Genomic DNA, 11,256 nt, shown 5'->3' on the forward strand with positions numbered 1-11,256 from the left:
GTAGACGAAAATTCACAGCCTCTCTTGAGAAGCACCCGAGTAGCAGCGGACTCCTAGAATCTGCTGTGAATCTGCCAGGACCACCTGGTAAGGCTGAATACTTCCTGGTGACCGATAGCGGACGAGTACCGTGAGGGAATGGTGAAAAGTACCCCGGGAGGGGAGTGAAATAGTACCTGAAACCGTTCGCCTACAATCCGTCAGAGCCCAGTGCAGGTAGTGCTGTGGGGTGATGGCGTGCCTTTTGAAGAATGAGCCTGCGAGTTAGTGGCACGTGGCGAGGTTAACCCGTGTGGGGTAGCCGTAGCGAAAGCGAGTCTGAAGAGGGCGTTATAGTCGCGTGTTCTAGACCCGAAGCGGGGTGATCTAGCCATGGGCAGGTTGAAGCGTGGGTAAGACTGCGTGGAGGACCGAACCCACCAACGTTGAAAAGTTGGGGGATGACCTGTGGTTAGGGGTGAAAGGCCAATCAAACTCCGTGATAGCTGGTTCTCCCCGAAATGCATTTAGGTGCAGCGTCGTGTGTTTCTTGCCGGAGGTAGAGCACTGGATGGTCTAGGGGGCCTACAAGCTTACCGAAATCAGCCAAACTCCGAATGCCGGTAAGTGAGAGCGCGGCAGTGAGACTGCGGGGGATAAGCTTCGTAGTCGAGAGGGAAACAGCCCAGATCACCAGCTAAGGCCCCTAAGCGTGTGCTAAGTGGAAAAGGATGTGGGATCGCATGGACAACCAGGAGGTTGGCTTAGAAGCAGCCATCCTTTAAAGAGTGCGTAATAGCTCACTGGTCAAGTGGTTCCGCGCCGACAATGTAGCGGGGCTCAAGCACACCGCCGAAGCTGTGGCATTGACGCATGAACCCGGTCGCCGGCCTTGAGTCGTCGATCCAGGTGCGTTGATGGGTAGGGGAGCGTCGTGTGGCGAGAGAAGCGGCGGGGTGACCCAGTCGTGGACGCCACACGAGTGAGAATGCAGGCATGAGTAGCGAATGAAGAGTGAGAACCTCTTCCGCCGAATGACCAAGGGTTCCAGGGCCAGGCTAATCCGCCCTGGGTGAGTCGGGGCCTAAGGCGAGGCCGAGAGGCGTAGTCGATGGATAACGGGTTGATATTCCCGTACCCGCGAAGGAACGCCCAAGACGAACCTCCATGTACTAACCACCCAAAGCCGGCGAGGACTTCGGTTCGGACTGGTAGCGGCTGGGACCTTGTGGGGTAGTAGTTTAGTGATGGGGTGACGCAGGAAGGTAGCTGGTCCCAGGCGGTGGTTGTCCTGGGGTAAGCGTGTAGCCCGCGATGTAGGCAAATCCGCATCGCATGATGGGTGAGACGTGATGCCGAGCCGTATCAGGTGAAGTCAGTGATCCTATGCTGCCGAGAAAAGCCTCTAGCGATGTTCCGAGCGGCCCGTACCCGAAACCGACACAGGTGGTCAGGTAGAGAATACCGAGGCGACGGGCGAACTGTGGTTAAGGAACTCGGCAAATTGCCCCCGTAACTTAGGGAGAAGGGGGGCCGGACCCGTGACGGGACCATGCGTCCTTGAGCGGGGTATGGCCGCAGAGAGCAGGGGGAAGCGACTGTTTACTAAAAACACAGGTCCATGCCAAGTCGTAAGACGATGTATATGGACTGACGCCTGCCCGGTGCTGGAACGTTAAGGGGACCTGTTAGTCCGTAAGGGCGAAGCGGAGAACTTAAGCGCCAGTAAACGGCGGTGGTAACTATAACCATCCTAAGGTAGCGAAATTCCTTGTCGGGTAAGTTCCGACCTGCACGAATGGCGTAACGACTTCCCCACTGTCTCAACCACAGGCCCGGCGAAATTGCAGTACGAGTAAAGATGCTCGTTACGCGCGGCAGGACGGAAAGACCCCGGGACCTTTACTATAGCTTGACATTGGTATCCGAATTTAATTGTGTAGGATAGGTGGGAGCCGGTGAAGCTCGGACGCCAGTTCGGGTGGAGGCATTGTTGAAATACCACTCTGTTGGGTTTGGGTATCTAACTTGCGGCCCTGATCGGGTCGAGGGACAGTGTCTGGTGGGTAGTTTAACTGGGGCGGTTGCCTCCTAAAGGGTAACGGAGGCGCCCAAAGGTTCCCTCAGCCTGGTTGGCAATCAGGTGTTGAGTGTAAGTGCACAAGGGAGCTTGACTGTGAGACTGACAGGTCGAGCAGGGACGAAAGTCGGGACTAGTGATCCGGCACTTGCGTGTGGAAGCGGTGTCGCTCAACGGATAAAAGGTACCCCGGGGATAACAGGCTGATCTTCCCCAAGAGTCCATATCGACGGGATGGTTTGGCACCTCGATGTCGGCTCGTCGCATCCTGGGGCTGTAGCAGGTCCCAAGGGTTGGGCTGTTCGCCCATTAAAGCGGTACGCGAGCTGGGTTTAGAACGTCGTGAGACAGTTCGGTCCCTATCCGCCGTGCGCGTTGGATACTTGAGAAGGGCTGTCCCTAGTACGAGAGGACCGGGACGGACGAACCTCTGGTGTGCCAGTTGTCCCGCCAGGGGCACGGCTGGTTAGCTACGTTCGGAAGGGATAACCGCTGAAAGCATCTAAGCGGGAAGCTCGCTTCGAGATGAGGTATCCCACCCCCTTGAGGGGGTAAGGCTCCCAGCCAGACGACTGGGTTGATAGGCCGGAAATGTAAGCCAGGTAACTGGTTCAGTTGACCGGTACTAATAAGCCGAGGGCTTAACCACACCTAAACTTTATGCTCAACGCGTCCACTGTGTGATTCACAGCAAACGAACAACCACCCAACACACGTGTTGGTTGCTGGTTTTCTGCTGCTGGCTGCTGTTTCGGTGGTCATAGCGGAGGGGAAACGCCCGGTCTCATTCCGAACCCGGAAGCTAAGCCCTCCAGCGCCGATGGTACTGCACTCGGGAGGGTGTGGGAGAGTAGGACGCCGCCGGACTCAACGTATACGAAAGGCCCACCCGGGAAAGGGTGGGCCTTTCGTCGTTCTCGGGAAGTTACGTCGTCTCAAGAGCGCGTCTGGGTCGCGTCGCGGATCTGCCGCATCAACGGCGCCGCTTCCTTCTCGGTGCGATTGTTGAACATTCCGAGCGCCACGCTGCCGTGGTCGGCCCAGCCGCAGACGGTCAGATCGCCGGAGTCGGTCTTGGTGGTGCCGCACTTCATCGTTCCGCCGAGCTTGCCGGCGTCGACCTCGTGCAGGTCCGTGACCGCGCCCTCGTTGTCGGAGATCAGGTCGAACGCCGTGTCGAGGTCGTTCTCCGGTGCCCAGAAGAGGGCCGTCCCGCCGAAGAGGAGCACGTTCTTGTCGCCCGAGTCCAGGTAGACGGCCCCGATCGCCTTGTCCAGGTCGATCTCGGCGGCGACCGCGGTCTGCAGGTAGTCGGCGGTCGACTTCGCGTCCTCGGAGGTGTCGAGGCGAAGGGTGCCGATCTGCGCGGGCGCGGTCAGCGTCGCGTCCTTCTGGGTGCTGATCTGGTAGGCCGTGTAGGCCAGGGCGCCGGCGCCGGCCACCGCCACTCCCAGCAGGCCCAGAAGCAGGGCCCGGCGGACGCGGGAACGGGGCCGCGGCTCGGGCGAGGGCGGTTCCTCGGCGAGCTCGACCGGGCCGATGTCGATCGGGGCGTCGGACATTGCGCGAGCCTAGCAATGGTTATCCACAGGAGGAGGTGCGAATTCGGGGTTCGACGCCCGGCTCCGTAGACTTGTCGGGTGACCGAGACGACCCAGACCCGCACCCCCGACAGCCGGCCCACCGGTGGCCTCTCCGCTCAGTACCAGCCGGGCGAGGTAGAGCAGCGGCGGTACGAGACGTGGGTATCCGCGGGCTACTTCACCGCCGATCCGGCCAGCGACAAGCCGGCGTTCTCGATCGTCATCCCGCCGCCGAACGTGACCGGTTCGCTGCACGTCGGCCACGCGCTCGACCACACCATCCAGGACACCCTCTCCCGTCTCAAGCGGATGCAGGGCTACGAGGTGCTGTGGCTGCCGGGCATGGACCACGCCGGCATCGCCACGCAGAACGTGGTGGAGCGCCAGCTCGCCAGCCAGCAGCTGTCCCGGCACGACCTCGGCCGCGCGAAGTTCGTGGAGAAGGTCTGGGAGTGGAAGGCGCAGTCCGGCGGCGCCATCCTCGGCCAGATGCGCCGGCTCGGCGACTCGGTCGACTGGTCGCGCGAGCGGTTCACGATGGATGAGGGTCTCTCCCGTGCGGTCCAGACGATCTTCAAGCGGCTGTACGACGACGAGCTGATCTACCGGGCCAACCGGATCATCAACTGGTGCCCGCGGTGCCTCACGGCCCTCAGTGACATCGAGGTCGAGCACACCGACGACGAGGGCGAGCTGGTCTCGATCCGGTACGGCGACGGTGACAACTCCATCGTGGTCGCCACCACCCGGGCCGAGACGATGCTGGGCGACACCGCGGTGGCCGTCCACCCCGACGACGAGCGCTACCGGCACCTGATCGGCACCGAGGTGGAGCTGCCGCTGACCGGGCGGCGGATCCCGATCGTGGCCGATGAGCACGTCGACCCGTCGTTCGGCACCGGCGCGGTCAAGGTCACGCCCGCCCACGACCCCAACGACTTCGAGATCGGCCAGCGTCACAACCTGCCGAGCCTCACCATCATGGACGAGCGCGCGGTGGTCACGGTGCCGGGTCCCTTCGAGGGCCTCGACCGGTACGAGGCGCGCCCCGCCGTCGTGGACGCGCTGCGCGAGCAGGGCCGGATCGTCGCCGAGAAGCGGCCCTACCTGCACTCCGTCGGCCACTGCTCGCGCTGCAAGACGACCGTCGAGCCGCGGCTGTCGCTGCAGTGGTTCGTCAACACCGGCCCGCTGGCCAAGGCGGCGGGCGACGCGGTGCGCGACGGCCGGGTCGTGATCGAGCCGGCCGAGCTGGCCAAGCGCTACTTCGCCTGGGTCGACAACATGCACGACTGGTGCATCTCGCGTCAGCTGTGGTGGGGCCACCGCATCCCGGTCTGGTACGGGCCGAACGGTGAGGTGGTGTGCGTCGGCCCCGACGAGCAGCCGCCGACGGGTGACGGCTGGCGCCAGGACGAAGACGTACTCGACACCTGGTTCTCTTCCGCTCTTTGGCCCTTCTCGACGATGGGCTGGCCCGAGCAGACGGCCGAGCTCGCCAAGTTCTACCCGACGAGCGTGCTGGTCACCGGCTACGACATTCTGTTCTTCTGGGTCGCCCGGATGATGATGTTCGGGCTGTACGCGATGGACGACGTCCAGCCGTTCGACGTGGTCAACCTGCACGGCATGGTGCGCGACGGCCACGGCAAGAAGATGTCGAAGTCGTTCGGCAACGTGGTCGACCCGCTCGACTGGATCGACCGGTACGGCGCCGACGCCACCCGCTTCACGCTGGCCCGCGGCGCCAACCCCGGCTCCGACGTGCCGATCAGCGAGGAGTGGTGCCAGGGCTCGCGCAACTTCTGCAACAAGCTGTGGAACGCGACCCGCTTCGCCCTGATGAACGGCGCGACCGTCGACGGACCGCTGCCGGCGACGGAAGAGCTCTCCGCGATCGACAAGTGGATCCTGTCCCGGCTTCAGCACGTGATTGCCGAGGTCGACGAGCAGTTCGCGACCTACGAGTACGCGAAGGTCTGTGACACCCTCTACCACTTCGCCTGGGACGACGTCTGCGACTGGTACCTGGAGCTGAGCAAGCCCGTGCTGGCGTCGGAGAACGCGGGCGCTACCCGCCGCGTACTCGGTCATGTTCTTGACCAGCTCCTTCGCCTGCTGCACCCGGTCATCCCGTTCGTCACCGAGGAGCTGTGGATCGCGCTCACCGGTGGCGAGACGGTGACCCGGGCCGCTTGGCCGGCCGCCGACAAGGAGCTGATCGACGACGCGGCCGAGGAGGAGCTGACCGCCCTGCAGAAGGTCGTGACCGAGGTCCGCCGGTTCCGCTCCGACCAGGGACTCAAGCCCACCCAGCGGGTCACCGCGGCGCTCACCGGCCTCGGCAACGTCGGCATCGACACGCACGAGCCGCTGATCCGCTCGCTGGCCCGGCTCGACAAGCCGTCCGCCGGCTTCACGGCGACGGCGACGCTGGCGGTGACCGGCGGGATCACGGTCGACCTCGACACCCGCGGCACGATCGACGTGGCGGCCGAGCGGGCGCGCCTCGAGAAGGACCGGGCGGCGGCCGAGAAGGAAGCGGCCCAGGCCCGCGCCAAGCTCGGCAACGACGCTTTCCTGGCCAAGGCGCCCGAGCCGGTGGTCGCGAAGATCAAGGACCGGCTGGCCACGGCCGAGGCCGACCTCACGCGAATTGCCGCGGCCCTTTCCGCGTTGCCTACGTCATGAGCACCGAATACGACGAGGTGGTGGCCGCGCTCGAGGGGCGCGGCTTCACCCGCATGGTCTTCGACATCCGCAAGATCAAAGACCTGATGGACGTCCTCGGCAGCCCCCAGCGGGCCTACCCGGCGATCCACCTGACCGGCACCAACGGCAAGACCAGCACGGCCCGCATGATTGACGCGTTGCTGCGGGCGCACGGCCTGCACACCGGCCGCTACACGAGCCCGCACCTGGAGACGGTTCGCGAGCGCATCAGCCTCGACGGCGAGCCCATCTCCGAGGAGCGACTGGTCGAGACGTACCGGGAAATCGCTCCTCTCGCCGAGCTGATCGACGCGCGCAACACCGAGTCGCTCACCTACTTCGACATGACCACGGCGATGGCGTACGCGGCGTTCGCCGATGCCCCGGTCGACGTGGCGGTCGTGGAGGTGGGCCTCGGGGGCGAGGACGATGCGACGAACGTGATCGACGCCGGCGTGGCCGTGATGACCCCGATCGGCCTGGACCACACCGAGTGGCTCGGCGACACGATCGAGGACATCGCCTGGGCCAAGGCCGGCATCATCCACAAGGGCGCCACCGTGATCAGCGCGCTGCAGACCGAGGAGGCCATGCGGCCGATCCTCGAGCGCAGCGTCGAGATGGGCGCGACCCTGGCCCGTGAGGGCAGCGAGTTCGGCGTCGTGCAGCGCACCCAGGCGGTGGGCGGCCAGGTGCTCACCCTGCAGGGGCTGCACGCGATCTACGACGAGATCTTCCTGCCGCTCTTCGGGGCGCATCAGGCTCAGAACGCGGCGCTGGCGCTGGCGGCGGTCGAGGCGTTCCTCGGCGACCAGGTGCGGCCGGAGCTGGTCGTGGAGGGGTTCGCCCAGGTCGACTCGCCGGGCCGGCTCGAGCGGGTCCGCAGCGCCCCGACGATCCTGCTCGACGGCGCGCACAACCCGCACGGTATGGCCGCGACGGTCAGCGCGCTGGAGGAGGAGTTCAGCTTCCGGCACCTGGTCGCGGTGGTCGCTGTGCTCGGCGACAAGGACGTGTCCGGCCTGCTCGACCTGCTCGAGCCGGTGGCGGCGCGGATCGTGGTGACGCAGAACAGCTCGCCGCGCTCGATGCCGGTCACCGAGCTGGCGCAGATCGCGACCGACATCTTCGGCGAGGACCGGGTCACCGTGGCCGAGACCATGCCGGACGCGATCGAGGAAGCGGTGGTGATCGCCGAGGAGGACACGTCGGGCGAGCTGAGCGGGGTCGCGGTGCTGATCACCGGCTCGGTCGTCACGGTCGCCGACGCGCGGAAACTGCTGAAGCGATGACCCCGCCGCCGCCCGAGCCTCCGCGGTCCGGTCTGCGTAACCCCCAGGCGGCCGTACGGGGGTTAGGCGCCGGGACGCTCGTGCTGGAGGCCATCGTTCTGCTGCTGGCGATCCAGCCCATCCGCATCATGGGTGGCCACCTGAGCGGCTGGGGCGTCGCCGCCGTGATCGCGCTGGCGGTACTGTGCGCGCTGCTGGCCGGCATGATGGGCCGCCGCTGGGCGTGGCCGGCCGGCGCGGTGCTGCAGGCGCTGCTGATCGCGTGCGGCCTGCTGCACTGGTCCCTGGCCGTCCTGGGCCTGATCTTCGCCGGGACGTGGGCCTACGCGGCCTACGTCCGCCGGTCGATCCTGGGCTGAGGCCCGGCGCCCCGCCGGCCGGTCTTGGGCTGAAGGTCGGCGCCCCGCAGGTCGGTCCTGGGTTGAAGGCCGGGCCCCGCCGGGGTGACTTCAGCGGATGGCCCGCCACTGGGTGATGGCGATGTTGTGGCTGTCCGGGTCCAGGAACGTGGCCGACCACAGCTCGAGGCGGTCGCCGCGGTTGACCGGCTGCGGCGGGTGCACGAAGGTCACGCCCTTGGCCGTCAGCTCGGCGTAGACCGCTTCCACGTCGCCGACCTCGAGGTTCAGGTAGATCAGGCGACCGGCCTCACCGCCGAGACCGGAGACCGTCCGCAGCACGAGCCGGGTGTCGCCGGAGGCCAGTACTGCGCTGCCGTCCCCGCTGTCGATCTCGTAGAACCCGAGCGTGTCCCGGTAGAAGGCGATGGACCGCGCGAGATCGGTGACCAGAACCGTGATCCCTACGCCGTAGATCGCCCCGGCCGGCCCGGGCCGCGCGCTGGGATAGGCGGTGATCAGGTCTTCGGCGTGCTCGTCCGGTTCCGTCGCGAACGTCGGTGGTGTCGACCAGGGGGTGGCTTCCGGCTTGTCCGGCGCGGTCGCGGGAGTCGCGGTGGCGGTGGGCTCGTCAGGGGCCGCGGTGGTCTCGTCCGAGGCCGGGGTGGACTCGGTCGCTGCGGTGGGCTCGGCAGGTGCGGCGGCGGCTGCGTTGGACCCCGTAGGCGCGGCGGCGGCTGCGGTGGGCCGGGCAGGCGCGGTGGCGGCGGCCGCGGCGGGTTCAGCAGGTGCGGCGGCGGCCGCGGTGGGCCCCGTAGGTGCGGCGGCTGCGGTCGGCTCGGCAGGTGCCGGCGTGCCGGCTGCGGTGCGTGTGGTGGCCGGCCGGGCGACGTCGGGAGAATCCGTGGTGGGCTGGGCGTCCTTGTCGGAGTGGCCGAACCTCTTCACCGCTGCCACCGCGGAAGCGGCTACTGCGCCGACTGCGGCGGCGGCGCCGGCTACGACGCCGGGGGAGTGGTGCTTCTCGGCAGGCGGGGTCGGTGCGGCTCCGGCGCCGGCGGTTTCGGAGGTCGCTACCGGGATCTCCGCCGTGGGGTCGTAGGACTCGGCGTCGTGCGCCGCATTGGCCGTGAACCTCGTCGTGGCTCGAGGTTCGGCCAGGCCGGGAGTCTCGGCACGGGTGCCCGGCGGGGTGGCAGCGGCGGCGGGAGCGTCGGCACGGGTGCCCGGCGGGGTGGCAGCGGCGGCGGGAGCCTCGGCATGGGTGCCTGGCGGGGTGGCCGGTGGGATGTTCTCGGCGGGCGGGGCGATCAGGTCTTCGGCTACGGCCTGGCGGGCGCCGGGCGCGGTGGCCTCGGGGATGGGGGCGGGGTCGCCGTCCAACGGGAGGTCGATGTCGTCGTGCGACGGCTCGGGGGCCGTGGGGCGGGACATCGACGTCGGCGGGGCGGTCGGTGGTGGCGTGGTCGGTGGGGGAGCGGTGGGCGGCGGGGCGGAGGGGCTCGGCGTCGCGGTGGTCGCGGTGACGGTTGGCTCCGGGCGACGGTAGGCCGTGGTGGCGTGCGGCGCCGGGTCGTCCAGCGGGATGTCGACGGGGCTGGCCGCGTGGAGGTCGTCGGGATGCGGGGTGCGTGGAGACGGGGGTGCGATCGTGTCGGCGGCTTCGGTGGTCATCTGGTCGGTGGTCAGCTGGTCAGTGGTCATCCGGTCAGTGGTCATCCGGCCTGTGGTCATCCGGTCGCCGGTCAGCGGGTCGGCGGCTTCGGTGGCCAGCCGGTCGGCGGTCAGCGGGTCGGCGGTCAGCGGGTCGGCGGTCAGCGGGTCGGCGGTCAGCGGGTCGGCGGTCGCGGTTGCGGTGCCGCCGCCGTGAGGGCGGGGACGCGGGCTCGGGCGGCGGCCTCCGGTGGACACGCGCTCGCCGGGGGCGTTGCCGACGGTGCTGGGTGGACCGGCTGCCTGGTCGGCATAAGGGTCATTGGCGAATCGGTGGGCGGCGGCTCCGGCAGCCACGCCGGCTGCGGCTCCCGCTGCGGCTCCGGCGGCGGCCATTCCGGCGGCTTCGGAATCCGAGGGGGCGCTGGGGGAGCTGCCCGTGGTCGAGGAGGTGGCGGAGGGCGCCGAGGAGGTGCCCGAGGTGGCGGAGGGCGCCGAGGAGGTGCCCGAGGTGGCGGTGGGCGCCGAGGAAGCGCCGGCCGTGGCGGGATCGCCGGGTGCGGGGGAAGGCGGAGAGGACTCGGCCGGGGAAGAGACTCCGGAGGCGTCAGCGGTCGCGGCGGCGGAACGGGCCGGGGAATCCTCGGCGGTTTCGGTAGCGGAAGGAGCTGGGGACGCCTCGGCGGTTTCGGCGGCGGAACGGGCCGGGGGATCCTCGGCGGTGGAAGAGGCAGGGGAGGCCTCGCCGGCGGAAGGGGCGCGGGAAGCCTCGGCGGCCCCGGCGGGCGGCGCGGCCGCGAAAGCGTCGGGGGACGTGGGCGCTCGGCGCGGGAGGGGCTGGGTGTCGGTGTTGTGGTCGACGAACTCGCCCTCGACCACGACGCCGGCGGGGGTGTCCCGGACCACCACGGGGGTGTCGGCGGCGGGGGCCGCGGTGGTGGGGGCGGCGGGCGGCGGCGGGGGCGGCGGGCCGTCGTCCCACTGGCGGTCGGGGGTGGTCCAGGGCGGGGGCTCCACGTCGCCCAGGAGGTCGTCGTCCAGGTCGTCGTTGTAGTCGTCGGGGAGGTCGCCGTAGTCGGTGGTGGGCGGGGGCGGCGGGTCCTCGCCGCGTTCGCGCGGGGTTGCCTCGTCCCAGTTGATGCGCACGCGGCGCATGTCGTCGACGTCCACCGTGATCGGCAGCGTGTCGCCGATCACCGGCCACTTCACGACCGGCACCCGCGGCTCGCGGATGGTCACCTCGGAGGTCGGCAGGCCGGGCGCGACCACGACGGCCTGGATCTCGGCCCGGCCGTAGACGGCGGACGACGCCGGCGGTGGCGAGATCGCCTTCACCTCGGCCGTGCCGCTCACCCAGGCCCGGGCGCCGCGCCGGACGACATTGACCATGCCCAGCGCGATCGACAGCGCCAGCACGGCGAGGCCGAAGACGACCACGCCCCAGCTGGACATGCCGAGGCCCACGGCCACGACGAAGACCGCGATCGTGCCCATGACGGCCGCCACCAGCTTGCGCGCCGGTGCGACAGGACGGCCGGTCTGGTTTGCCAATGTGGACCTCCCGCTCTTTCACGTCAGGTTATTGCCCGTCCCGGCCCGAGCGAAAGTGCGGTAGGTCC

At 68.1% G+C, this 11,256-nt stretch carries 5 protein-coding genes and 2 rRNA genes (1 of these 7 running past the window's edge); 5 read left to right on the plus strand and 2 right to left on the minus strand.

Features of this window, described 5'->3' with window-relative positions; translation table 11 throughout:
• Nucleotides 1-2,708 (plus strand): 23S ribosomal RNA (locus tag ACQP2F_RS07265); it begins 421 nt to the left of the window's first position.
• A 101-nt stretch (nucleotides 2,709-2,809) separates the two neighbouring features.
• Nucleotides 2,810-2,926: ribosomal RNA gene (rrf, locus tag ACQP2F_RS07270) — 5S ribosomal RNA — on the plus strand.
• Between the two features lie 68 nt (nucleotides 2,927-2,994).
• Here rrf and ACQP2F_RS07275 read toward each other — a convergent pair.
• A complete protein-coding gene (locus tag ACQP2F_RS07275) occupies nucleotides 2,995-3,621 on the minus strand; it encodes a hypothetical protein (protein WP_433301837.1) in 627 nt (208 codons plus the stop codon).
• Nucleotides 3,622-3,699: 78 nt separating this feature from the next.
• On the opposite strand from ACQP2F_RS07275, the gene ACQP2F_RS07280 reads away from it, so the two are divergent.
• The 3 genes from ACQP2F_RS07280 to ACQP2F_RS07290 all read left to right on the plus strand — a co-directional run bounded on the left by ACQP2F_RS07280 (nucleotide 3,700) and on the right by ACQP2F_RS07290 (nucleotide 8,005).
• A complete protein-coding gene (locus ACQP2F_RS07280) occupies nucleotides 3,700-6,333 on the plus strand; it encodes a valine--tRNA ligase (RefSeq protein ID WP_433301838.1) in 2,634 nt (877 codons plus the stop codon).
• Entirely contained in the window at nucleotides 6,330-7,646 is a 1,317-nt protein-coding gene (locus tag ACQP2F_RS07285) for a bifunctional folylpolyglutamate synthase/dihydrofolate synthase (RefSeq protein WP_433301840.1), read from the plus strand. Before ACQP2F_RS07280 ends, ACQP2F_RS07285 begins: the two co-directional genes overlap by 4 nt.
• 80 nt (nucleotides 7,647-7,726) lie before the next feature.
• On the plus strand, nucleotides 7,727-8,005 hold the full coding sequence (locus ACQP2F_RS07290) for a DUF4233 domain-containing protein (protein WP_433301842.1): 279 nt from the start codon (nucleotides 7,727-7,729) through the stop codon (nucleotides 8,003-8,005).
• Between the two features lie 90 nt (nucleotides 8,006-8,095).
• Here the strand turns inward: ACQP2F_RS07290 and ACQP2F_RS07295 are convergent, their stop codons facing one another.
• Nucleotides 8,096-11,188, minus strand: a complete 3,093-nt coding sequence (locus tag ACQP2F_RS07295; protein ID WP_433301843.1) for a VOC family protein — start codon at nucleotides 11,186-11,188, stop codon at nucleotides 8,096-8,098.
• Between the last annotated feature and the right edge of the window lie 68 nt (nucleotides 11,189-11,256).

It is taken from the genome of Actinoplanes sp. CA-030573 (assembly GCF_050951115.1).
Classification (GTDB): domain Bacteria; phylum Actinomycetota; class Actinomycetes; order Mycobacteriales; family Micromonosporaceae; genus Actinoplanes.